This window comes from Mesorhizobium sp. P2_F5 (assembly GCF_056403715.1).
This window is the reverse complement of the sequence record NZ_JBFUEY010000014.1, coordinates 153,866-177,836: the sequence shown is the minus strand read 5'-3', so window position 1 is coordinate 177,836 and position 23,971 is coordinate 153,866. Positions and strand designations below refer to the sequence as shown.

Below are 23,971 nucleotides of genomic sequence, written 5' to 3'. Positions count from 1 at the left end.
TCAGGCTTCCCTGAACTCGGTGCGCGCCAGGCCGTTGTCGAGATTGATCGTCGTGCGCAGGCGCATGCGCTCCGGCGTCGGCGTCATGATCAGCACCGCGTCGATCTCGATCTTCAAGCCGGTTTTGTCGCCAAGGTTGACCGTGACTTTCGTCGCGCTCTCCTTCAGCCGCGGCTCGAATGTGGCGAGAACGGCGCGGATTTCGCGGGCCAGCACATCGCGATCGAAATCGCGCGACGAACGGCCCGAGAAGGACGGCACGCCATAATTGACGACGCTGCGGCGCACCTCCGGGAAATCGGCCAGCGATGTCGGACTGTCGGTCATCTGCTCGGCCTCGAGATCGGACAGGAGCGGCGCGGACTCGAAGCGCTCGGTGTTGAACAGCGCTTCAATGTCGCGCCGCACGGCCTCGCGCAGCACATCGGGCGATACCACGATGCCGCGGCTTTCCAGTTCGCCGCGATGCCGGTTCTGAAACGCCAGCCGGTGCAGCCGGCGCTTCTGATCGGGGTTCAATGCGTCATCAGCGTCGATGCGTCTCGGCCCGTCTGCCAGCAGCTCGTCAAGACGCTCCCCGCCGAGTTCCTCCTGCAGAGCCTGCCTGAGCCCGTCTATCTCCGAGCTCAGGCCCGGCAGGTCGTTGACCAAGCGGTCCCACAGCGAAGGCTGGACCGCTTCACGTTTGGCCCGTGACCCGCCGGTCTGTGACTTGTCCGTGCCGGGGCGCTTTGACCGCGCCTCACTTGCCGACATAGACATCCATTTCGGCTTCGTCGTTGCCGTCATAGACGAACTTGATCTTCTTGTAGGCGAAGGACACCTCTTCCTGGATCAAGTCTTCCTCGTCCTCGGCCTGCGACATGTCGTATTCCATGATCGAGGCGTCGGTCAGGGTGACGACCAGATAGTCGCTGGTTTCGCCATCGATGGTCCGGCGCGCCGAGAACACCACCTCGTCCAGGGCCTTGTTCTCGAACAGGGCCTTCTTCAGGTAAGGCGAGGCCTTGTCGTAATGCTTGATGAACTTGATCATGCCCATCGACACGCGGCCACGGCGTGAGAGCGAATTCGGATCGTAGGGCGCGACCATCTTGTAGTCGACGCCGTGGATTTCGATTTCGTCCTCATGGCCATCGCGAACGCTTGGGCCCTTGATATCCGGAACCTTCAGGAAACCATCAATTTTCACTGGCATAGTCTTTCTCCACCGCTTTCAAAAAGTTTGGTTGCTGCAATCAGGTCTTCACGGACGGCAATTCCGACACCAGCCTGAGCGAGGCGTTGATGCCTTCCAGCTGGTAGTGCGGGCGCAGATAGAAGCGGGCGTTGTAGTAGCCCGGCCGGCCCTCCACGCTATCGACCTGCACCTCGGCGGCGGCAAGCGGACGCTTGGCGCGCGCCTTGTCGTCGGCGAAGGCCGGATTGGCCAGCACGTACCGGTTGATCCATTCGGTCAACCAGATCTGCATGTCGGTGCGTTCCTTGAACGAGCCGACCTTGTCGCGCGCAATCGCCTTGAGGTAGTGGGCAAAGCGCGAGACCGGGAACAGATAGGGCAGGTTGGCGGAGAGCCGCTCGTTGGACTGGGCGTCGGGGTCGACCAGGCGTCCCGCCCGCGTCTCGTCGTCCTGCAGCGAATGGGCGCCGATGAAGGCCGCGAGATCGGTGTTCTTGCGGTGCAGGATCGGCATCAGGCCGAGCTTGGCCAGTTCCGCCTCGCGCCGGTCGTCGATGGCGACCTCCGTCGGGCACTTCATCGCGATCGACCCGTCATCGGTCGGGAAGGAGTGCACCGGCAGATTGAGCACCGTGCCGCCATTCTCGACGCCGCGGATCTGCGTGCCCCAGCCATAGAGCTTGTGGCTGCGGTTGATGTTGACGCCCATCGGGAAGGCGGCGTTCATCCAGACATATTTGTTGTGATCGCCCTGCACCTCCTCCTCGAAGGAGAAACCCTTGACCGGCACAGTCTCGGAGCCGTAGGGCAGCCGCGCCAGCACGCGCGGCATGGTCAGCCCGATATAACGCGCATCCTCGCTCTCGCGCAGCGATTGCCACGAGGCATAGGCCGGGTTGGAGACGATCTGCTGCAGATCCTGCGGGTTGGGCAGTTCCTGCCAGCTGTCCATGCGGAACAGCCGCGGCGAGGCGGCCGCGATGAACGGCGTGTGCGCCGAGGCGCAGATGCCGGAGATGTTGCGCAACAGGCCGACATCGCGCGGATGGTTGGAGAACTCGTAGGCGCCGATCACGCAGCCGATCGGTTCGCCGCCGAGCATCGAATACTCGTCGGTGTAGACCTTCTTGAAGATCGGGCTCTGGTCCCACATCTGGCCTTCATAGTCTTCGAGCGTATCGGCCAGCTGCTCCTTGGAAATGTTCATCACCCGGATCTTCAGCTTCTGATCCGTCTCGGTGTTGTTGACGAGGTACCAGAGGCCGCGCCAGGTGCCTTCCATCTGCCGCACTTCCGGCGCGTGCAGGATTTCGTTGACCTGGGTCGTCAGCATCTTGTCGATGCCGGCGATCAAGGACTTGATCGACTTGATCGAGTTCGACGAAATGGTCGTCGTTTCGGAGCGCGACTGCGCCGCCAGCGCCAGGTTGCGCACCAATTGCTGCAGCTTCTCGCTGTCGTCCTTCTTGACCTTGAAGTCCTTCTCCAGCAGCTGGCTGAATTCGCCGAGATCGACGGCCTCGGCCTCGGCGACGGATGCTGCGGTCTTTTGCTGTTCGGCCATGATCTATTCCTCACCCTTGTCGTCGGACAGCGCCTGGGCGGCGATCTGGCCAAGCAGCGGCTGATTGTTCAGCAACTGGGCGATGCGCTTTTCGGCATCGACGCGGCCGTCCATGAAGCCGAGCAGTTCCTCGAGCTGGCGCCGCATCTTGAGGATCTCGGCCAGTTGCGGCACCTGTTCGGCGATCTTGTCGGGAGCGAAATCGCCCATCTTGGTGAAGGTCAGGTCGAGCGCGAGCTCTTCGTCACGCTCCTGGCCTTCGGCCTGCGGCAGCGTGTTCTTGACCCGCGCCTTGACCCTGGGACCCAGCGCTTCCATGAATTTGGGGAAGCGGTTGGCATCGGTCTCGACAAAGGAGCGGTCGAGCACCGTCTTTGCCGCTTCCCTGGTCTGCGATGCGCCCGATAGGTCGGCCATCACGCCCATCACGAACGGCAGTTCGATCGTCGTCGGGCTGCCATAGGTTTCGACATCGTAGGCGATCTGCACGCGCGGGGCGCGATTTCGCTCGATGACCTTCGCTTTGCTTTCGGCTGGCATGTGTTGCTACCTTTCATCTTTCTGGGCGGTCTTCTTGGCGTCCGGAACGCCGGCGAGCAGCCGGAATTCCTTCAGCCCCGACGGGGCGAGATCTTCCATCAGTTCAACAAAATCCATGTGCACCATGCGGCGCACCCGACGGGCGAGATGCGGGATCGGGCTCGACGGCTCGGTGCGGTCGTAGAAAGCCACCACAAGGTCGAGGCACTTCACCACATCGTCGCGCGAGGAAATCCTGTCGGGGAGCCCCGCACTTGGCTCTGCGTAGCTTGCCATCGTCTCGGCTCCATAACCGTTTCTGGCCGGCATTGCCGGGTTCACCGGGGCAGGCGCCGGGCTGGCCGCGCCATTCGTCGCCGCCTCTTCTGTCGTCTCGACCGCCGTATTGCGCTCCAGCGTCGTCAGAACGCGCTGCAAAAACCGCTTCAGGTCCGGGACGGTAGCTCCGCTGCCGTCAAGACGGGCATTCAGCGCCGTATCGACCGCGTCGAGCGCCTCGAGCGCGGCATGGGCTGCGGCGATGAGCGCCGTCATCTGTTCACCGGCCTGGTCTTGCTGGGCGGCGCATCCGCTGCCCACCCGGTTCAGCAGCTGTCCATGCGCGCTGACCAGCGCCGCCTTCTCCGTGGCATTCAATCCCGACGCCGCTTCCTGAAGCATGACACGATCGTCGAGCGCGCCCTGTTCGAGGTCGCGTCCGCTGATCGGCCCGATGGGCCGCGGCGCGAAGAAGACCATCTGCCTGAGGTTCGCCAGCAGGCCTTCCTGGCTATTCTGCAGGTCGGCCAGCGCGTTGAGGCGGCGCAAGGCGGCATCGCGCGGCTGACCGCCGGGCCGCAGCGCCGGGTGCATCGTCTCCCAATGTGTTTCGAAGGTCCGCGCTATCAGCGTCAGGCCTTGCGCTAGTCCGGCCAGCCCCTCTTCATTGGCGAGCGCCCGGGCGACGATGACAAGCAGGCGCAGGTCGCGGCCATGCGAACGCAGTTCCTCGGCCTTACCGAGAACAGCAGGCCAGTCGACGGGAATCGTCGATTGCGCGGCAGGCTTGTTGCGCCCGTCATGGACGACCTTGACCTGCGGCTCGGTAAGGCGCTCGAGCTCGTGAAAAGCCGGATCGTTGCGCAAGTCTTCACCTGACGGATTTTCACCGTCCAGCGGAGCGAGCCAAAGTGCGAGATCGATCACTGCTACCCCCGGCGACCGGACCTAAAACCGCGCATTAACGCAACGTTAGCACCCGTTGCACATTCCCACAATTCAACAACTGCCCAAAAGTTAACGGCAGCTGATGCAGTGCAATGTGACTGCGTCATGAATGGCGCAATCCATGGCGTGGCTGGCGAAGCTTGTATGTGAAGTGCGTCGCATAGAATCAGGCAATTTCGTGGTTGTCTGCATTTGGTGGTGCGGGACTTTCCACAAAGGGAAGCAGCCGGCTGAATCACGCGCTTTGTCAAGCGGCTGCTTATGTGGCAGGTTGTCGACAGGCAGATTGCAGGAGCAGGTTCGATGGAACAGCGCCGGTCGTCGCAGGGGTTTAAACGCAAGGAACTGGTCGGTAAGCTCAATCCGGTCTGCCTGCGCGCCTTCAAGGCCGCCGCCGACAGCGCCAAGCTGCGCGGCAATCCCTATGTCGAACTTGTCCATTTCATCGAGCAACTGGTGCTGTCCGAGCGCTCGGACGTGCAGATGATCATTGCCGACGCTGGGCTCGATGCCAGCCGGCTTACCAGCGACATGACCCGGGCCGTCGACAAGTTGCCCTATGGCGCTACTTCGATCGAGGAGTTTTCCGACCACATTTTTCACGCCATCCAGGAAGCCTGGAACCTGGCGACGCTGGAATTCGGCATGGAGGAGGTCCGCAGCGCCCATATCGTCCTCGCCTGCCTGAAGACGCCGGTATTGGAAGGCCTGGTGTCGAAGATCAGCGCCGAGTTCGACAAGATCGACGCCGACGCGGTCATCGCTCGCTTCGCCGAAGTGGTGGAAGGCTCGCTCGAAGCCGGCGCCGCGGCTGCCGCAATCCCCACCGCAGAGGCGCCGCGGCGGGCTCCGGGCGGGGACTCGGCGCTGGCCAAATACGCCACCGACCTGACCCAGCGCGCCCATGACGGCAAGATCGATCCAGTCGTCGGCCGCGACCCGGAAATCCGGCAGATCATCGATATTCTGATGCGGCGCCGGCAGAACAACCCGATCCTGACCGGCGAGGCCGGCGTCGGCAAGACCGCGGTGGTCGAGGGCTTTGCCTTGCGCATCGCGCAGGGCGACGTGCCGCCGCCGCTGCAAGGTATCAGCGTGCGCATGCTCGATGTCGGCCTGATGCAGGCCGGCGCCAGCGTCAAGGGCGAGTTCGAAAAGCGCCTGAAGGCGGTCATCGACGAGGTCCAATCCTCCGAGACGCCGGTCATCCTGTTCATCGACGAGGCACACACGCTGATCGGCGCCGGCGGTGCGGCCGGCACCGGCGATGCGGCCAATCTCCTCAAGCCGGCGCTGGCGCGCGGCGAATTGCGTACCATCGCGGCAACCACCTGGGCCGAATACAAGCAGCACATCGAAAAGGACCCGGCGCTCACCCGCCGTTTCCAGGTGGTCAAGATCGACGAGCCGTCGGAAGCAGTCGCCGTTCTGATGCTGCGCGGCGTCGCCGGCGTGCTCGAACAGCACCACGAGGTGCAGATCCTCGACGAGGCGATCGAGGCGGCGGTCGGCCTGTCGCATCGCTATATTCCGGCGCGGCAATTGCCGGACAAGGCAGTGAGCCTGCTCGACACCGCTTGCGCCAGGGTCGCGGTCTCGCAGCATGCGACGCCGGCCGAGGTCGAGGACATATTGCGCCGCCGCCAGGCGCTGGAGGTCGAGAGCGGCATTATCGGCCGCGAGGCGGCGATCGGCATCGAGGTGGCCGAGCGCCAGGCGCGGGTCGATGCCGGACTCGCGGAGACCGAGGTCACGCTTGCGGCCGCCGAGGAGCGCTGGGAACGCGAAAAAGCGTTGGTTGCCGAGATCCTCGAACTGCGTGCGCGGCTGCGCGGCGACGGCGTGCCGCTGGACGAGGTGGCGACCGCTGAGGCGGATGCCGAAACGGCAGCGCCGGACGAAGAAAAGACCAAGGTGCCGAAGGCCGAGACGCCCAAGGCTGAAACGTCCAAGCCTGAAAAGCCGAAGGCCAAGGCAGCCAAAGCCAAGACCGAAGCGCCTGCGGACGCTGAGGCGACGCCCGCGGATCCCGCAGCCGATCTCGCAAGGCTGCGCGAACTCATGGCTGAGCTTGCCACCGCGCAAGGCGAGACGCCGCTGATCCTACCCTCCGTCGACCGCAATGCGGTGGCAGCCGTGGTTCAGGACTGGACCGGCATCCCGACGGGACGGATGCTGTCCAGCCAGACCGAGAAGGCGCTCAAGCTCGCCACCACTCTCTCCGAGCGCGTCGTCGGCCAGGACCATGCCATGGAGATGATCGCCAAGCGCGTGCAGACCAGCCGCGCCGGGCTCGGCGCGCCGGAAAAGCCGGTCGGCGTGTTCCTGCTCTGCGGCCCCTCCGGCGTCGGCAAGACCGARACGGCGCTGGCGCTGGCCGAGACGCTCTATGGCGGCGAGCAGAACCTGATCTCGATCAACATGTCCGAATTCCAGGAGGCGCACACCGTCTCGACGCTGAAGGGCGCGCCGCCCGGCTATGTCGGCTACGGCAAGGGCGGCATCCTGACCGAGGCCGTGCGCAGAAAGCCCTATTCGGTGATCCTGCTCGACGAGGTCGAGAAGGCGCATCCCGACGTGCACGAGATCTTCTTCCAGGTCTTCGACAAGGGCATGATGGACGACAGCGAGGGCCGGCGCATCGACTTCAAGAACACGCTCATCCTGCTGACGTCCAATGTCGGCTCCGAAGTCATCATGGAGCGGACCGGCAACGGCACGGTCAGGGCAGGGCTCGACGGTCTCGACGCGGCCTTGCGCCCGCCGCTGCTAAAAGTCTTTCCGGCGGCCTTCCTCGGCCGCGTGGTGACTATTCCTTACTATCCGCTTTCGGATTCGATGATCGAGGCCATCACTCGCCATCAGTTCGGCAAGATCGCCCGGCGGCTGCGAGCCAGCCACGATGCCGAACTGGTGATCGGCGACGGTGTCATGGCGCTGGTCAAGGCGCGCTGCACAGAAATCGAGTCCGGCGGCCGCATGATCGACGCCATCCTCACCAACACGCTGCTGCCGGAACTCAGCCGCGGCGTGCTGAACCGGTCGCTCGATGGCGAGAAGATGACGAAAGTGACCGTCAGCGCTTCGGCCGACGGCTTTGCCTATTCGTTCGAATAGTCAGGTCTGACTGCTCGCTTCGGTCTCGGCGCGGATCAGCTTGATATCGGCGCCCGCCGCCCAGGCGCCGATATCCTCGCGCCGCAACGCCGCCGCCATCATGTCGGGGAACAGATCCGGCGTGCAGGCAAAGACCGGTATGCCAAGGGCCGCGACCGAGGCCGACATTGCCGGATCGTAACCCGGCCGGCCCTGATCGGTGAGCGCCAGCAGCACGACGACATTGACGCCGGACCGCACCAGCGCCGCCAGCCGCCGCAGCAATTCCTGGCCGTTGCCGCCTTCATAGAGGTCGGTGATCAGCACGAAGTGCGATTTGGTCGGCCGCTCGATGCGCTCGGCGCAATAGGCGACCGCCTGGTTGATGTCGGTGCCGCCGCCAAGCTGCACGCCAAACAGCACTTCGACCGGGTCGCTGAGCTCCTCGGTCAGGTCGACGATGGCCGTGTCGAAACAGACCAGCTTGGTGCGCACGACCGGCAGCGAGGCCATCACCGCCGCGAAGATCGAGGCATAGATAACCGAGCTCGCCATTGAGCCGGACTGGTCGACGCACAGCACCACCTCGTCGAGATCGACCAGCCGGCGCTGCTTGCGCATGAAACCGACCAGTTTTTCCGGCACGATGGTTTTGTGCTCGGGCTGGTAGTGGCGAAGATTGGCCGAGATGGTGCGCGGCCAGTCGATGTCGCGCTGCCGCGGCCGGTTGGTGCGTCGCGACTTGTCGAGCGCGCCGCGGATCGCCTCGGCGGTCTTCTGCTCCAGCCGCTGCATCAGCTTGGCGACGATGTCGGCGATGATGGTACGGGCGATGTCCTTGGTCTTGGCCGGCATCACCGAGCGCAGCGAAATCAGGTCGGCGACGAGATTGACGTCGGCCTCGATCGCCTTGAGGAATTCCGGCTCCATCAGCATCTGCTTCAGGTTTAGCCGCTCAAAAGCATCCTTCTGGACGATCTGGACCACCTGCGCGGGAAAGAAGGAGCGGATATCGCCCATCCATTGCGCAACACGCGGCGCCGAGCGGCCAAGCCCGCCGCGCCGCTTGCGCGGGTCGGCATCGACATTAACGCCGTCGCCGTAAAGCGCATCGAGTGCCGAAGACAGTTTTTTATCGTCGCTGGAAAGGGCTGAAGAGGCCTCGTCATCAGCGCCGATCGCCAGCCGCCAGCGGCGCTCGCGCCCGCCATCGGCCGATGCAATGGCCAAGCTTTCCCCGCTTGTTTCGTCGTCCATCGTCATACTCCGCCCGCCAGCAAGGGCCCAAGCCGTTCCAGGTGCCGGCGCCAGCCCTCGCCGCCATCAGGCGCCGGCGTCAGCCCGGCGGGCAGTCGAGCGGTGCGGCCGAGGACAGCCTCGATCAACCGCCGGCGCTCCATGCTGTCCAGATTGGAGAACACACGCCGCAGCAGCGGCAGATGCGCGATGAAGGCGTCCTCGTCGAGCGATTTCAGCCATGCATCGACCGCGCCGCGCAAGCCTTCGTCATAGATCAGCCGCTGGCCGGCGGTGCTGAAGAAACCTTCGAAGAAACCCGCCGCCTGTACAACCGGCGTCCCCGGCGACAGCCTGCGCCCGAGCAGTCCGGCAGCGTCCTCGGCCAACAGCTGGCCGGCCTCGTAGAGCAGATGCGCGGCGCAGCCGGCGAGCAGTGCCGTCGAGCGCTGCCCCTCCAGCACGCCGGCCAACCCGTTGCGCCAGGCATCGAGAACATCTTCGCCGGGCTCGACCAGGCGGATCGCCGCGTCGGCCTTGCGCACCGCGCCGACCAGCGTCGTGGCGGCCTGCTCGTCCAGGTCGCGCACCGCATAAGGCAAGGCGATTGCGCCTTCGACGATCAGCCGTTCCAACAAACCGGACAGTCGGTTGGTTTCGGTCTTGCGCGCCTCGCCATAGCGGATGATGTCGGCAAGCGGCGGCACCGAGGCCAGCATCTCCAGGCACTCGCTGCTGTGGGCCGCGCGCGCCTCCAGCGCCGCAAGGCCGGCGCTCGCGGCCTCCGACAGATCAGCCGTGATGGCGCTCTGCACCAGCGCTGCCAGTGTATCGAGGCTGGCGGCGGCGCCGAGCATCTGGATCAGGCGGCCATTGGCGGCCTTTTCGATGGTTGGTCCATAGATCAGGTTCTCGACCAGCCGCACGGCATATTCCGGCTCCCAGGCAAGCGTCCATTTTTCGCGAAAGGTGCCGCGGCTGCGGCCGGCATCGGCCAGTCTGCCCCATTGCACGCCGAGCACGTTCAGCCGGTGCAGCAAGGTCGAGCGAAACAGCCCGCTTTCGCTGCGCAGGTCGACCGACAGTTCGCGCTCCAGCGCCTCCGGCTTCAGCCGCGCCGCCTTCTGGTTGCGCTGCAGATCCTCGATCAGCGGCGCCAGCGGCGTGTCGGGCGGAATTTCGCCGACATCGGCACCCAGCAGCAGCTCGGCCTCGACCAGTGCCCACAGCACCGCTTCGCCGTTGAACAGCGCCGCGATCGCCGCGTCGCGCAATTCCTCGAAGCCGGGCTTCGGCCGGTCGCGAATGGCGGCAAGTGTGCGGGCGAGCCGCTCGGCTTCGATCAGCGATGCGGTGGAGACCAGATGCCCCTTCGCCCGCAACACCGCCGCAATCATCGCCAGCCACAGGGTCGCGGCGTCGCGCCGCCCGCGTGTGCGCCACAGATGCTTGCACCAGCCGGGTGCGACGACGCCGGCGCCATAGCTGTAGCCCAGCGCCAGACGCGGTCCCGTCCATGGCGCCCACGTCATGGTGCTTTTGCGCCGGGCAATTCCCTTGATGAGCGCCTGGTCGTTCTTCAGCGTGTGCGCGGCCCGCAGGGCCGGCACGTGCCATGCACCGCAGACGACGGCGATCGGTCCGTCGAATTCCTTGCGCGCGGCAGCGATTTCGAGCCGCATATGCGCTTCGCGTTTGGCCTCGAATGGCGCGAGTGCGCCTTCGCCGTCGCGCAGCGTCGTCATCGCATCGGCGATGGCCGCGAAGATCGGGCCCGGCCGCGGGTTCTGCTCGATGATATCGGCCCACCAGCTTTCGCCATCCTCGTAGCCTGCGGCCGCAGCCAGCGTGCCGATCGGATCGCGATGCGATGCCGCCTCGCCATCCTCGCCGGCTTCCTCCTTGGGCTCGGCCTTGTCGGCATCATCCGTCTCGTCTGTGCCGTCCGCCGGTGCTGCGAATCGCGCTGACGACGGCAGGTCGATGAACCTGAGCGCCGCCTTGTTCTCCACCGCCCACACCGCCGCCTGGTATTCGGGCGAGAACTCGGCGAACGGCCAGAAGCTTGTCGCGGCCGGATCGTCCTCGGGATAACAAAGCAGCGCCACCGGCGGCTGCATTTCCGGACGCGCCAGCAATGGCAGCAGGGCGGACGCGTCGCTCGGTCCCTCGACCAGCACGGCAACCGGCTGCAGGTCGCGCAGCGCCTGCACCAGGCTGTCGGCGGAGCCCGGCCCGTGATGGCGGATGCCGAAATAGGCGACGTCGCTCATGACCTCAGATCGCTGCGTTCAGCGCCGCGTAGTAGCCGGCATAGTCCGGCCGCTTCTTGAGCACCGTTTCGAGATACTCCTCCAGCACCACCTTGTCCTGCACCGGGTCCTTGATGATGGCGCCGACAAGGCTGGCGGCAAGACCTTCGGCGCCGAGCTTGCCGCTGTCGAACCACGCCGCCTGGCTGAGGCCGCCGACCATGGTGGCGATCGCCTCTGCGGTCGATAGCGAGCCGGAAGGAGTCTTAAGCGTCACCTTGCCGTCGGCCGTTGCGCCGGAGCGCAGTTCGCGAAAAATGGTCAGCACGCGCGCGATCTCCTCGCCGACGTTCTTCGGCACCGGCAGGTCGAGCCCGCCGGCCATCTCGTCGACGCGCTTGGCGACGATCGCCACCTCTTCGGCCATGTCTTCGGGCAGCGGCAGCACCACGACGTTGAAGCGGCGCTTGAGCGCCGAGGACAATTCGTTGACGCCCTTGTCGCGATTGTTGGCGGTGGCGATGATGTTGAAGCCACGTTGGGCGTAGAGCGAGGTGTTGAGCTCCGGGATCGGCATCATCTTCTCCGACAGCACGGTGATCAGCGTGTCCTGCACGTCCGACCCCATGCGCGTCAGCTCTTCCAGGCGGCAGAGCTTGCCGCTCTCCATGGCGCGGTAGAGCGGCGTCGGCACCAGCGCTTCCTGGCTCGGCCCCTTGGCCAGAAGCTGCGCATAGTTCCAGCCATAGCGGATCTGGTTCTCGTCGGTGCCGGCTGTGCACTGCACGATCAGCGTCGAATTGCCCATGATGGCGGCGGCGAGATGTTCCGACACCCAGGATTTGGCGGTGCCGGGAACGCCGAGCAACAGCAGCGCGCGGTCGGTGGCGAGTGTAGCCACCGCGGTTTCCATCAGCCGGCGGCGGCCGACATATTTCGGCGATATCACGGTGCCGTCGCTTGCCTTGCCGCCGAGCAGATAGGTCAGCACGGCCTTCGGCGAGAGGCTCCAGCCGGCCGGCTTCTGCCGGTCGTCGCCGCGCGCCAGCGCTTGCAATTCGGACGCATAGGCCTGCTCGACTGGGAGACGGATGGCTGCGTTCATGGTGCTGTTCTCCGATTGCTCATGTGTTGGGTCCAGGCCCGGTCAGGGCCGTGTTGAGGCGCAGAAAAGCGAGCGAAGCCGCCGCCGGCGGCATGCCGGCCGCAACGATGTCGCCGATCAGTCGTTCCGCTGTTGCCGCAGTGGCAAGAAAGCCTATCGTCTCCAGGGCGTGGTCTGCGCTTCGCTTTGCGGGCTCGTCGTTTCCCGCAACCTTGGAACGCAGTGCCGACAGCGCCTTGCCATTTGTCAGATCGCCCCATTCAAGCCAGCTTGCTTCGGCGCCTTCGACCAGGTTGAGCGCTTCAAGATTTTGCGCGTCCTTCAGGATCTGCCTGATCAGATTGCGCTTCCTGCCGCTGTCCAAACGCAACATGAGGTGGAAGACAAACAATGCCGACTTGCCGCCCTCGGTGGCTAGCGTATCTGCCAACAGAGCCACCGTGGCATCGCTGCCGGACACCGCGACCATCCGAACGAGAGACAGATCAGCTCTGTCGTCGACACCGAACTGCCATGCCCCGATGAAATCGGACTCTGTCTTGCCGAAACGCGCGGCAAGATCGACCAGGTAACAGCTTGCAAACAGGTCGACGCGACGACTTTCTTGCGCACCCGACTTCAACTTTGCCGGCGTGTAGGTTGTGCGGCGGCGGATGAAGCCGGATTTGCCTTCTGCGATGAAAGCGGCGAGTTCGGCAACGGGATCGTCGGCTCCGCCATCGCCGGCGCGGCCGTGCTCGCCCAGCCTTGCCAGCAGCCGGCCCGCCAGCTCCTGCACCTTGCCGGAGCGGTCGGTGGCCAGGCTTTTCAGGAACGGCGCGTCGTCGGGCGTCAGGCCGAAATGCATGAGTTCGATCAGTGCCAGCCGGACTTCCGCCGCTTCGCCCGGCGCCTTGGCTTCGATCAGGTCGCGGGCCGCAGCCGGGTCGCGGCGGCGCATCTCGGCCAGCGCGATGCGGCGTGCGGCGGGGTAGAAGTCATCCCAGTTCTGCACCGTCAGCTGCTCCTGCGGCGAAATCTTCAGCCCCTCCAAGCTGGCCTGCCAGTCGATCCATGGCGCATAGACGTCGGGGCTGGTCTGGTCTGATGCCGACGGCATCCAGTCCATCGGATGCAGCACATAGCCGCGGCTGGCGACAAGTGTCGCGACGCGCGACTTGCGCCGCGCATCGGCGGCGTTGTTCAGGGCAGCCCGCAACAGCGGCCGCAGCCGCTCCGGCAGCAGCGGCAGGCCAAGCCTGGGCAGCGGCGGACGCCGCTTCAGCGTCTTCGGCGCGGCCGGCCGCAGGCCGACATCGAGCGCCTGCGCGGCGATCGCCAGCAGCCGCCGCTCCCGTTCGTCCGGGGTAGCACCGGCGGCAATTTCCTTCCACGCGGCCGGGGCCAGATCGAATGTGGTTCCGCCGGTGATCCAGCAGTCACGCATCGTCGCCAGGCCGGTCTGCTCGAGTTCGTTCATGACAAATCGAGCCTCCCGAAGTCGCTTTGCGCGGCCAGCAGATCGAGCCGCGCGCCATTCCAAAGGGCTGCCGTGGCCGCGAGATCGAGGCCAAGCACGGTCTGATCGACGGTCCCGGCGACAGGCAGCGCGATCCCTTGCGGGTCATGCGCCGCCTGCCACCAGGCGGCGCCGCGCTCATCGAGCAGGATCGCGCCTGCCGGCAGCATCAGCGGGCAGTCGGTGGACCATGGCGCGGCGTCCTGCTGCGATGCATGCGCCGCCAGCGGATCTTTCATGGCGCCTAGGCCGAAATCCGGCCAGGCCCCGGACACGACATCGCCCTTGCGCTCCGCCACCAGCGCCCGCAGCGGCTGGCGCGATGGATAGAACACCAGCCGTGCATCGAACCGGTTGCCGGGCGTGAACGCAGCCGAACGGCGGCCGGCCGAGGCCGGGAAGAAATCGAGCAGCAGCGCAAACTGCGGCGTCGGGCTTTTCAGATCGAGCAGCCATGTCGAATGGCTGACGAGACCGTCGCGGCGGGTCTCGATCTTCTCGCCGACGACTTCCCAATGGCTGTCGACCTGTTTTGCATCGGGGCTGGCCAGCACCTGGTCGCGGGTCTCGGAGGCCGACACCAGCCGCTTCAGTTCGGGATCATCGGGCGCCGAGCGCCAGGCCTTGGCCAAAAGCACCAGCTTGCCGAGTTCGCGGATCGCTGCATCCGGCCGTTCCTCGCTGCGCAGCGCCATCAGCCGCGCCGGGATCTCGTCGATACGTCCGGCAAGCGCTGTCGCCTTCATGTCGACCAGCCTGGCGGCAATCCGGCGGCAGCGCTCGCTGCTGGCATCGGCAAATGCGGAAAGACCGAGCCGYAACTGGTCGGCGATCCACTGGTCGAGTTCGTCCAGCGCACCCGCCACCGCAGTCCGCGTCTCTTCCGCCCGCTTGCGCTGCGCCGTCTCGCGGCGCTCCGCTGCGGCAGCGTCCTCGATTGCGGTGGCTTCATCCGGCTGTGCTGCCTCGCCGATGCTCTTACCCGTCGCGCCGGCTCCGGCGCCCGGCTTCGCAGCGGCCGGCTGGGGTGTCGTCTTCCTGCGCCGGCCAAGCCAGTCATTCACCCATTCCGGCGTCGATTGGGCAGCGGTGAAGCTGGCCGGCGCGGTGGCGGCGATCCACATCAGCGCCAGCGTGTGCTTGCACGGAAATTTTCGCGACGGGCAGGTGCATTTGTAGCCGTGGTCGCCGGTATCGACTACGGTGCGATAGGGATTGGAACCGGAGCCCTGGCATTCGCCCCAGATCAGTGCCTGCTGCTCGTTCTTCTCCAGCCGTGGCCAGTTCGAGCGCTTGGTCAGCTTCGAGGCGGCGCTCAGCGATGCCTGATCGGGGGCCAGCGACTCGATGGTTTTCAGGTCGAATTCCAAGCCGCGCCTCTCGTCACCCCAAATCAATGCCTGGCATCAGTATAGGGTGCCGTTTGTGAAGGATTGTTGTGGCTCCGGCAAGACGAAGATCGCGCAGATCAGTACAGCGGCGTTGCCATGTGCCGGGGCGTCGGCCATTCCGTCGTGACGCCTGGCTGCACCGGCCGCTCGAGATAGGTCGACAGCACGACATAGCTTCGCGTCGAGGTGACGCCGGGCGTTTCGTAGAGCCTCGCCAGCAGGCCTTCGAGCGCCCTGGTGTCCTCGGTGCGAACCTTGAGCAACATGCAGGTGTCGCCGGCCACCGAATGGATCTCCTCGACCTCAGGATATTGCGAAACCGCCATCAGCTCCGGCGTCTTGCCCCAGCCCTTGGTATCGATATGCACGAAGGTGAGCAGCGGCTTCTTCACCGCCTTGGGGTCGATGATCACCGCTGTGCCGCGGATGGCGCCGCTACGCCGCAGGCGCTTCACCCGCTCATGCGCCGCCGGCGGCGACAGGCAGACGCGTTCGCCAAGTTCGGCGTAACTGATCGTTGCATCCTCGACCAGCACGCCTAATATTTTTCGGTCGATCGCGTCGAGCTCACGGGGAGCTACCTTGTTCTGCAGAACACCATCTGTTTCTTCATCCATAACGAAATTCCTTGTTGTCGCAGAATTTAATTCGGCCACTATGCCGATATGACGAACACACATCAAGCCGCAACGCTCCCAACAACAGCGCCGATCCCTGCGCTGGCCTATCTGCTGACCGGCTGTATCGCCGTCATCGGCTCGAACTCACTGGTTCTGGGTCCGATCGCCCCGGCGGTGGCGGCATCCTTCGGCACCAGCGTGCCGGCGGTGATGGCCGCGTCGGCCGCCTTCGGTCTCGGCACCTCGGCAAGTGCTTTGTTCCTCGCCCGCTACATCGACGGCATCGGCGCCCGCCGCATGCTGCAGGGCGCGCTGCTGTTGCTGGCGGTCGGGCTTCTCGCCAGCGCGCTGGCGCCGACGGTGATCATGCTGGTCGCGGCCCAGGCGGTCGCCGGCATTGCCGCCGGCGTTGCCATGCCGGCAATCTATGCCAGTGCGGCGGCAATCGCGCCGCCCGGCCGCGAAAGCGGCACCATCGGCGTTGTGCTGACCGGCTGGACGGTCTCCATGGTGGCCGGCGTGTCGCTGTCCGCCGTACTTGCCGACCTCGTGCACTGGCGCGCCGTCTTCGCCGCGGTGGCGGTGCTCTCAGCACTTGCGCTCGCCGCCTTGTCGATGACCTCGCTCAGTGACGCCAGGAAAAGCGGCCCGGCGCCGACGCCGTTCGGTGCGCTGGCGATTCCCGGCATCGTGCCGCTGCTTATCGCCTGCACCGCCTTCATGACCGCTTTTTATGGCGTCTACGGCTATCTCGGCGACCATCTGCATCAGGATCTCGGTGAGCCCGTCAGCGCCAATGCGCTCGCCGCACTTGCCTATGGCGCCGGCTTCGGCACGGCGGCCTTTCTCGACGGCCTCATCGACCGCATCGGCGCGCGGCGCGTCATGCCTTTCGCCTATCTGCTGGTCGCCGCCGTCTATGTCGCGATCGCGCTCGCAAGCAGCAATTTCGCGCTGATCCTGGCCATGATCGCCATATGGGGCCTTGCCAATCATTTCGGCCTGAACGTGCTCGTGATGCGCCTCACCGCGCTCGATCCGTCGCGCCGCGGCACCATCATGGGACTGAACAGTTCGGTCACCTATCTCGCGGTCTTTATCGGCACCACCAGCTTCGGGCCGCTTTATTCGACATTCGGCTTTGCCGCCTGCGCGATCGTCGCGGCCTTGCTGATGCTGGTCGCAGCCGCGGCTGGGACTTGGCGTTCACCGGGTTGACCGGCGGTGCTCAACCGAGTTGGGGCAGCACGACAACCGTGTCCGCCGCCGGGATCAGCCAAGGACAGGCATAATAGTCGCTGATGCGATTGATGACCCCGTCGGTTGCTTCGATCAGAACCGGATAGGCCGGTTTCCAGCCGCATTCGCCTCGATGGAGCACAATCAGCATGGTCTCGCCATCAACCGCGCCGATCGCCATCGTCCAGTTCATCTGGCCGTTCTCATATTCGACGAAATAGGGCGATTGCGACAGTTTACCCCTGAAGCAATCCGAAACCCGCAACTGCGCATCGGCGCTGGTCAATGCCCGCACGCCATCCCAGTCACGGCGGTTGAAAAGTTCGACATAGCGGTTCAGCAATCTTGCAAGCTGCGGATTTTGCCGAGGTTCTGGACGGACAGTTGGCTCCGTCGGCAACGCGGCCAGCTTGGCGCGGCCACGGCTCAACGCCGCCTTGACGCCGCCAACTGTCGAACCGACGAGATCGGAAATCTCTTCCAGGGAATGGTCGAAGACATCCTTCAGCAGAACGCAGGCGCGTTCCTTCGGCGGCAGGTGGATCACCAGCCGTTCGATCGCGCGATCGGCGCCCGCGCCCGCCGGTTCGACCGGCAGGATGATCTCGTCTTCCGCGAAACCGGCTTCAGCGCGCCTGCGCGCCTGCCGGCTGCGCAGGAAATCGATGCAGCGGTTGTGCGCGATGCGAAACAGCCACGGCCGAAGGGCGCCCGGATCGTCGAGTGTCTCGATCTTGCGATAGGCCTCGAACAGCGCTTCCTGCATCACGTCTTCGGCATCGATCGCGGAGCCCGTCATGCGCGCGCAATAGCGATGCAGCCGTCCGCGCAGATGCACCACCGTCGCCAGGAATGCGGCATAGCGCATGTCGAAGAGCCCTGCGGGGTCAAGTCTTGGCGTCATCGTCATGGCATCCCGGTCAGCTGCGTCGCCGAAGCAGGCGTTGAGAGATCTGGCCATCTTACATCAGCCTGATGTCATCGGGAGGCCGGTCGAAGCGATCGTGTCTGCCGTCGACATACATCACAGGCGCTGCCGCAAGCTCCTGCGGATCGATGCCGTCAAGGGCCGCCATCGGAATGGCGAAGACGATGCCACCAAGGGCTGGGATATCGCCTCGCGCCGGCAGGCGCGTGCCGCAGGTCGCGCAGAAATGATACTCGACGCTGGGTCGGTCCCTGCCTAGTGGTGTCCACTGATATTCGGTCTGCGCATCGGCTCCCGACACCAGGCGATAGTGCCGGGGGCCGACGAACCCCACCCAGGAACGCGTCTTGGTGCATATCGAGCAATTGCATTTGACGGTTCCCTGGCTAACGTCGATATCCGCCTCGAAACGGACTTTGCCGCAATGGCAGCTTCCAGCATAGGTTTTCAGCATTGCCCGCGTTCTCCGCTGTTTGCCGGCCGGCACAATCGCCCGCCAACATCCAAGACGTATGGCGACGGGAAAAGGATACGTGGACAGGCATCAAGATGGCCAACGCAATGAAAACGACCCTTGAGACCACCGCCGATCCCTTGCCCGAGGACCTCGCCTTCCTGGCCGAGCGGCTGACGGCGTTCAATGACGGCGATGTCGGCCCTTCCGGCCGCAAAGCACTCGCCGTCTTCGTGCGCGACGAGGAGGGCACCGTCGTCGCCGGCATTTCGGGATACACCGCCTGGGGCTGGCTCTATGTGCAATGGCTGTGGGTCGATGAACGGCTGCGCGGCCAGCATATGGCCGGCGATATGCTGGACGCCGCCGAACGGGAAGCGCTGGCGCGCGGCTGCCACGGCGCCCTGATCGACACATTCAATCCCGTCGCCGCCAAGGTCTATGAGCGGCAGGGCTACCGGCCTTTCGGCGCACTGCCCGACTTTCCCGCCGGCCGCAGCCGCATCTTCCTGCAGAAGAAGTTCTAACCGGCGAGCTTACCGCCTTGCATCGGTCGTGGCGCCCCGGTCGTGCTCGGGAAGGAGATCGGCAGCCCGCGCAGCACGCGCACGGCCAGGAAACCAAAACATTCGGCTTCCACCGCATCGCCTTTCCAACCCAAAGTCTCGGCCTGCACCACCTCGACGCCGGCGCGGCTCGCCAGCATCGCCATCATAGTAGGGTTGCGGCGGCCGCCGCCGCTGACCGCCAGCCGCTTCGGCCGGCGCGGCAAAAGGTCGAGCGCCTTGCCGACGGCCGAGACGGTGAAGGCCGTCAGCGTTGCCGCGCCGTCCTCTGCGCCAAGCCCATCGGCCATCGCTGCTGTAAAGTCGAAGCGGTCGAGCGATTTCGGATAGGGTTTTGTCAGGTAAGGATGCTGCAGCAATTTGGCCAGCCGTGCTTCGTCGACCGTGCCTGCCACGCCCAACCTGCCGTCGCGGTCCATCTCGCCGAGGCCGTTGGCCTTGATGAAATCGTTGAGCGGCGCATTGGCCGGGCCGGTGTCGAAGGCGACGACATTGTCCTTGCCATCCCACCACGTGATGTTGCCGACGCCGCCGAGATTGAGCACGGCGGTGTCGCCGCTGGCATCGGCTTCCCTGAGCAGCGCTGCGTGATAGGCTGCCGCCAGCGGTGCGCCCTGGCCACCGGCGCGGACATCGGCCGAGCGGAAGTCGTAGGCCACCTTGGCGCCCAAAATGGAATGCATCAGCTCGCCGTCACCCAGCTGGCGCGTATCGCCGCGCCGTCCTGGCTGCGGGGCGCGGTGCAGCACGGTCTGGCCATGGAAGCCGACCACGCCAATATCGGCCATGGTTAGGCCATAGCTTTCGACGAGATCTTTCACCGCTGCCGACTGCGCCCGCGTCAGCGCTTCCTCGGCTTCGCCAAAGATCGCCGGCTCCGGCCCGTCGAAATTCCACGCCCGCGCCTGGCGCAGCGTCTCTTCCAGCAGCCTGCGAATCTCTGCGGGGTAGCGGGCAAGCGTGTAGGTGCCGAAATCGGCGATGCGCTCGCCATCGGTCTTGATCAGCGCGACGTCGATATTGCCGTCAAGCACGGTGCCGGTCATCAGGCCGACGGCCCAGATTGGTTCCATGGTCGCTTTCTCGAATCGTCGTTGAATCACGTGTCGGACGGATCGGTCGGGCAGGCAAGTCTTTTGCCTTCATTGATCAAGGCAAGCGTTTCAGGATCTGAATTTCCCGCGGCGTTGGCGCTGCCCCTCACCTGCCTGCCGGCATCCTCTCCCCGTATAGTGACGGGGAGAGGGGTCGCTCTCATCGATGATTTCGCCAATCTCCGGCGTTGCTAGAATGGCGCCGAGGCCCCAGCCAGCCCCTTTCTCCCCGTCACTATACGGGGAGAAATGCCCGGCAGGGCAATGAGGGGCGGCGCTGACATCGACCACCTGTCCGTGGCGACTGCTCTGGGTTCCTGATGGGGTTGTCGCATATGCCGAAGGGCTTTTTGCTTCGAACGGCGAAAATGGAGCAACGCCGTCCTTGCCTCTTGCCGCTCAAGACGCCAGCTATGTCACAAGCGACATCGGCATCGGGCCGAATGTCCGTGCGCTGAATCGGGAGAACGACATGGCATCCGAAGTTGCAGTGATCGCCGGTGCGGGCGCGGGCTTGAGCGCCTCGCTGGCACGCCTTCTCACCACGGAAGGCTTCCGCGTGGTGCTGGCCGCCCGCGACACGGCCAAGCTGGCGGCGCTGGTCGAGGAGACCGGCGCGCTGGCCGTCGAGACCGACGTCGCCGATCCTGCTTCCGTCGCCAACCTGTTCGAGGCGGCCGACAAGCAAGGCCCGCTGGCGCTTGCCGTCTTCAACGCCAGCGGCCGCACGCGTGGCCCGATCGCCGAGGTCGATGCCGATGCGGTCAAGCAGGCGCTGCTGGTCGGCGCCTATGGCGGCTTCCTGGTCGGCCAGCAGGCGGCGCGGCGGCTGCTCGCGCGCGGCTCCGGCTCGATCCTGTTCACCGGCGCCTCCGCCAGCATCAAGGGGTTTCCCAATTCAGCCGGCTTTGCCATGCCGAAATTCGGCCTGCGCGGCCTGGCGCAGTCCATGGCGCGCGAACTCTTCCCGAAGAACATCCATGTCGCGCATTTCATCATCGACGGCCAGATAGAGCCGGTTGGCAAGAAGCCGGAGCGGCCGGATAGCCAGCTGTCGCCCGATGCGATCGCGCAGACCTATCTCGCCACCCATCGCCAGCATCGAAGCGCCTGGAGCTTTGAGGTCGAGCTTCGGCCCTGGGTCGAGACATTCTAATCGGCCCGGCGTGGCCGTTCTCGGGAACGTGAAATCTTTGAGAGAATATTCCCGGCTTCGTGTTTGAGAAGAAATGCGGTTCTTTGATCCGGCAAACAGCATTGCCGATGATGTCATCAAGGCTTGGCATTCCGCTCGGCCGATATGACTTCAGGATTACGAGGGATCGACAATGTCCGAACGCGGAAACGCTTCCAACGCTCATCTTTTATCAGCCATCAGCCGACGAGCTGCCCTTGCGGCACTTTTCGCCTCGGCCGTCACGCTTGTCGGCCTGGCCCAGCCGACGCCGTCCTTCGCCGAAGACAAGAAGGCGATCAAGGTCGGCATCATCAGCGGCGAGGATGAAGATGTCTGGCGCGTGGTGGTTGCTCAGGCCGCCGAAAAGGGCCTGACCATCGAGACCGTGGTGTTCAACGATTACACCCAGCCCAACGAGGCGCTCGAGCGCGGCGAGATCGACGCCAACGCCTTCCAGCACCAGCCCTATCTCGACAACCAGATCAAGACTCAAGGGTATCATATCGTGCGCGTCGGCTATACCGGCGTCTGGCCGATCGGCCTCTACTCCAAGAAGTACACCAAGGTCGCCGACCTGCCGGAAGGCGCCGTCATCGGCCTGCCCAACGACCCCTCCAATGAAGGCCGCGCGCTGCGCGTCCTGCAGAACGAAGGCGTGATCAAGCTCAAGGACGGAACCGGCATCCTGGCGACCACCGCCGACATCGCCGAGAACCCGAAGAAGGTGGTCATCAAGGAGCTCGACGCCGGCATTGTGGGGCGCTCGGTCGAGGATCTCGACGCGGCCGTCGTCAACACCGACTGGGCGCTGAAGAGCGGCCTCGGCCCCGACAACCGCATCGCCCAGGAACCGGTGGCCGACAATCCCTACCGCAACTTCATCGCCGTCAAATCCGGCAATGAGAACGAGGCCTGGGTGAAGACGCTGGTTGCCTCCTACCAGAACGAGAAGGTCAAGGCCGAGTTCGACAAGGTCTACAAGGGCACCGGGATCAGCGCCTATTGATCGGCGCCTGGCTATCAGGAGCAGGCGGCCCGCTTTTGAGCGGGCCGCTGTCACATTTGTGCACCGTCGGAACGGACAGTGAGATGAACCAGCACGTCACGGCCGAACTGGCCGATCCGGTCAACATACCTGCCGCCGGGCAGGAGGACGTCGTCCGCCTCGTCGACCTCAAGCGGCGCTTCGGCGCGACGCCTGCGCTCGACGGCGTCTCGCTGACGGTGCGCAAGGGCGAGATCCTCGGCATCATCGGCCGCAGCGGCGCCGGCAAGTCGACGCTGATCCGCTGCCTCAACGGGCTGGAGCGGCCGGATTCCGGCGACGTCTTCATCGAAGGCCGCGAGATCAGCCGGCTTGGTGAGCGTGAGCTGCAGCCGCTGCGGCGGCGCATCGGCATGATCTTCCAGCACTTCAACCTTTTGTCCGCCAAGACCGTCGAGGACAATGTCGCGCTGCCGCTGAAGATCGAAGGCCGTCCAAAGGCAGAGCGGCTGGCACGCGCGGCCGAACTGCTCGATCTCGTCGGCCTGTCGGAGAAAGCCAAAGCCTACCCGTCCTCACTGTCGGGCGGGCAGAAGCAGCGTGTCGGCATTGCCAGGGCGCTTGCCGCGCGCCCGGCGCTGCTGCTGTCAGACGAAGCGACCTCGGCGCTCGATCCCGAGACGACGCGTTCCATCCTGGCGTTGCTGAAAGACATCAACCGCCAGCTCGGCCTGACCATCCTGCTCATCACCCACGAGATGGAGGTGATCCGTTCGATCGCCGACCGCGTCGCGGTCATCGATGCAGGGCGCATCGTCGAGCAAGGGCCGGTGTGGTCGGTCTTCGCCGAGCCGCGCTCCGAAATCACCAGGAGCCTGCTCGGCGGCATCCGCCCGCAACTGCCGGCCGAGATCGCCGGCCGGCTTGTCCCGGGCGCCGGCGCCGAGCTTATCCTCAGGATCGACATCGCCGGCGAGGCGGCACGTGGGCCGCTGCTGTCCGATCTTGCTGTTGCGGTGCCGGGTCCATTCCGCCTCGTGCATGGCGGCATCGACCATGTCCAGCAGCAGCCGGTCGGCACGCTGTTCCTGGCGGTGTCGGGGAACGATGCACGCCATCTCGCCGAAGTAATCGCTTTCCTGAAGGCCCGCGAAGCGCGGGTGGAGGTGCTTGGCCATGTCGCCGGTTCTGTTTGAACTTCTGCTGCGTTCGATCTGGGAGACCGTCCTGATGACAGCGGCGTCGGGCCTCATCTCGCTGGTCTTCGGCCTACCGCTCGGCCTTGCCTTGATTGCCACCGAGCGCGGCGGCATCGCTGAGAACATATGGGTGAACCGCGCGCTCGGCGCCGTCATCAATGGCTTCCGCTCGGTGCCCTTCATCATTCTGCTCGTGGCATTGATCCCGGTGACGCGGCTGATCGTCGGCACCTCGATCGGCACCTGGGCGGCGATCGTGCCGCTGTCGATCGCCGCGACGCCCTACTATGCCCGCATCGCCGAAGTGTCGCTGCGCGAGGTCGATCGCGGGCTGATCGAGGCGGCGCGCGCCATGGGCGGCAACCGCTGGACGATCATCCGCGAGGTGCTGGTGCCCGAAGCGCTGCCCGGCATCGTTGCCGGTTTCACGGTGACGCTGGTGACCTTGATCGGCGCCTCGGCCATGGCCGGCGCCATCGGCGCCGGCGGGCTTGGCGACCTCGCCATCCGCTACGGCTACCAGCGCTTCGAGACAAACGTCATGGTCGCCGTGGTCATCGTGCTCATCATCCTCGTCTGCGGCATCCAGTGGGTCGGCGACCGGTTGGTCGCAAGGCTGGACCGGCGTGGATGAGCGTCCC

General features: G+C 65.1%; 21 protein-coding genes. 7 read left to right on the top strand and 14 right to left on the bottom strand.

All coding sequences use genetic code 11. The features are described 5' to 3' along the window. From tssE to tssA, 5 genes are read right to left on the bottom strand one after another with little or no spacing between them, the layout of a single operon-like run. Positions 1-756 (bottom strand): type VI secretion system baseplate subunit TssE, encoded by a 756-nt coding sequence (gene tssE, locus AC1DYO_RS20045; RefSeq protein WP_477266260.1) that lies wholly within the window; start codon positions 754-756, stop codon positions 1-3. Continuing rightward, entirely contained in the window at positions 743-1,198 is a 456-nt protein-coding gene (locus tag AC1DYO_RS20040) for an Hcp family type VI secretion system effector (RefSeq protein ID WP_181058489.1), read from the bottom strand. The genes tssE and AC1DYO_RS20040 overlap by 14 nt, the downstream gene beginning before the upstream one ends. Before the next feature lie 40 nt (positions 1,199-1,238). After that, the gene (tssC, locus tag AC1DYO_RS20035) at positions 1,239-2,744 is read right to left on the bottom strand and encodes a type VI secretion system contractile sheath large subunit (RefSeq protein WP_477266194.1); all 1,506 of its coding nucleotides are present in this window, start codon (positions 2,742-2,744) and stop codon (positions 1,239-1,241) included. A 3-nt stretch (positions 2,745-2,747) separates the two neighbouring features. Next, positions 2,748-3,284 (bottom strand): type VI secretion system contractile sheath small subunit, encoded by a 537-nt coding sequence (tssB, locus tag AC1DYO_RS20030; protein ID WP_181058488.1) that lies wholly within the window; start codon positions 3,282-3,284, stop codon positions 2,748-2,750. A gap of 6 nt (positions 3,285-3,290) precedes the next feature. Next, the gene (gene tssA, locus AC1DYO_RS20025) at positions 3,291-4,469 is read right to left on the bottom strand and encodes a type VI secretion system protein TssA (protein WP_477266192.1); all 1,179 of its coding nucleotides are present in this window, start codon (positions 4,467-4,469) and stop codon (positions 3,291-3,293) included. Positions 4,470-4,793: 324 nt separating this feature from the next. Between tssA and tssH the strand changes: the two genes are divergently transcribed. After that, on the top strand, positions 4,794-7,607 hold the full coding sequence (gene tssH, locus AC1DYO_RS20020; protein WP_477266190.1) for a type VI secretion system ATPase TssH: 2,814 nt from the start codon (positions 4,794-4,796) through the stop codon (positions 7,605-7,607). Here tssH and AC1DYO_RS20015 read toward each other — a convergent pair whose 3' ends face one another. The 6 genes from AC1DYO_RS20015 to AC1DYO_RS19990 all read right to left on the bottom strand — a co-directional run bounded on the left by AC1DYO_RS20015 (position 7,608) and on the right by AC1DYO_RS19990 (position 15,685). Next, complete coding sequence (locus AC1DYO_RS20015; protein WP_477266188.1) at positions 7,608-8,843, bottom strand: VWA domain-containing protein; 1,236 nt, start codon at positions 8,841-8,843, stop codon at positions 7,608-7,610. It lies immediately after the preceding gene. A 2-nt stretch (positions 8,844-8,845) separates the two neighbouring features. Continuing rightward, positions 8,846-11,095: a DUF5682 family protein gene (locus AC1DYO_RS20010; protein ID WP_477266186.1), complete on the bottom strand. Its 2,250-nt coding sequence runs from the start codon at positions 11,093-11,095 to the stop codon at positions 8,846-8,848. A gap of 4 nt (positions 11,096-11,099) precedes the next feature. Beyond that, entirely contained in the window at positions 11,100-12,179 is a 1,080-nt protein-coding gene (locus tag AC1DYO_RS20005) for an ATP-binding protein (RefSeq protein WP_477266184.1), read from the bottom strand. 19 nt (positions 12,180-12,198) lie between these two features. Further along, positions 12,199-13,638 (bottom strand): DUF5691 domain-containing protein, encoded by a 1,440-nt coding sequence (locus AC1DYO_RS20000; RefSeq protein WP_477266182.1) that lies wholly within the window; start codon positions 13,636-13,638, stop codon positions 12,199-12,201. Next, positions 13,635-15,047 (bottom strand): SWIM zinc finger family protein, encoded by a 1,413-nt coding sequence (locus tag AC1DYO_RS19995; protein WP_477266180.1) that lies wholly within the window; start codon positions 15,045-15,047, stop codon positions 13,635-13,637. The genes AC1DYO_RS20000 and AC1DYO_RS19995 overlap by 4 nt, the downstream gene beginning before the upstream one ends. Before the next feature lie 98 nt (positions 15,048-15,145). Next, a complete protein-coding gene (locus AC1DYO_RS19990; protein ID WP_477266178.1) occupies positions 15,146-15,685 on the bottom strand; it encodes an Lrp/AsnC family transcriptional regulator in 540 nt (179 codons plus the stop codon). Positions 15,686-15,733: 48 nt separating this feature from the next. Between AC1DYO_RS19990 and AC1DYO_RS19985 the strand changes: the two genes are divergently transcribed. Next, positions 15,734-16,906, top strand: coding sequence for an MFS transporter (locus AC1DYO_RS19985; protein WP_477266176.1), 1,173 nt, complete (start codon positions 15,734-15,736; stop codon positions 16,904-16,906). Between the two features lie 10 nt (positions 16,907-16,916). Here AC1DYO_RS19985 and AC1DYO_RS19980 read toward each other — a convergent pair whose 3' ends face one another. Both AC1DYO_RS19980 and AC1DYO_RS19975 read right to left on the bottom strand, forming a co-directional pair. Further along, positions 16,917-17,831, bottom strand: coding sequence for an RNA polymerase sigma factor (locus AC1DYO_RS19980; protein ID WP_477266174.1), 915 nt, complete (start codon positions 17,829-17,831; stop codon positions 16,917-16,919). A gap of 58 nt (positions 17,832-17,889) precedes the next feature. Then, positions 17,890-18,309, bottom strand: a complete 420-nt coding sequence (locus AC1DYO_RS19975) for a GFA family protein (protein ID WP_477266172.1) — start codon at positions 18,307-18,309, stop codon at positions 17,890-17,892. Positions 18,310-18,416: 107 nt separating this feature from the next. On the opposite strand from AC1DYO_RS19975, the gene AC1DYO_RS19970 reads away from it, so the two are divergent. Beyond that, positions 18,417-18,836 carry a GNAT family N-acetyltransferase gene (locus AC1DYO_RS19970; RefSeq protein ID WP_477266170.1) on the top strand — a complete coding sequence of 140 codons (420 nt, stop codon included), beginning with the start codon at positions 18,417-18,419 and terminating at the stop codon, positions 18,834-18,836. Here the strand turns inward: AC1DYO_RS19970 and AC1DYO_RS19965 are convergent. Beyond that, positions 18,833-19,948 carry an anhydro-N-acetylmuramic acid kinase gene (locus AC1DYO_RS19965; protein WP_477266168.1) on the bottom strand — a complete coding sequence of 372 codons (1,116 nt, stop codon included), beginning with the start codon at positions 19,946-19,948 and terminating at the stop codon, positions 18,833-18,835. The genes AC1DYO_RS19970 and AC1DYO_RS19965 overlap by 4 nt on opposite strands. 493 nt (positions 19,949-20,441) lie before the next feature. Between AC1DYO_RS19965 and AC1DYO_RS19960 the strand changes: the two genes are divergently transcribed. The 4 genes from AC1DYO_RS19960 (at position 20,442) to AC1DYO_RS19945 (ending at position 23,964) form a co-directional block, all read left to right on the top strand. Next, on the top strand, positions 20,442-21,125 hold the full coding sequence (locus AC1DYO_RS19960; protein WP_477266166.1) for an SDR family NAD(P)-dependent oxidoreductase: 684 nt from the start codon (positions 20,442-20,444) through the stop codon (positions 21,123-21,125). A gap of 172 nt (positions 21,126-21,297) precedes the next feature. Continuing rightward, positions 21,298-22,152 (top strand): MetQ/NlpA family lipoprotein, encoded by an 855-nt coding sequence (locus AC1DYO_RS19955; RefSeq protein WP_477266164.1) that lies wholly within the window; start codon positions 21,298-21,300, stop codon positions 22,150-22,152. 83 nt (positions 22,153-22,235) lie between these two features. Beyond that, positions 22,236-23,327 carry a methionine ABC transporter ATP-binding protein gene (locus tag AC1DYO_RS19950; protein ID WP_477266162.1) on the top strand — a complete coding sequence of 364 codons (1,092 nt, stop codon included), beginning with the start codon at positions 22,236-22,238 and terminating at the stop codon, positions 23,325-23,327. Next, entirely contained in the window at positions 23,308-23,964 is a 657-nt protein-coding gene (locus AC1DYO_RS19945) for a methionine ABC transporter permease (protein WP_477266160.1), read from the top strand. Before AC1DYO_RS19950 ends, AC1DYO_RS19945 begins: the two co-directional genes overlap by 20 nt. Positions 23,965-23,971 lie beyond the last annotated feature (7 nt).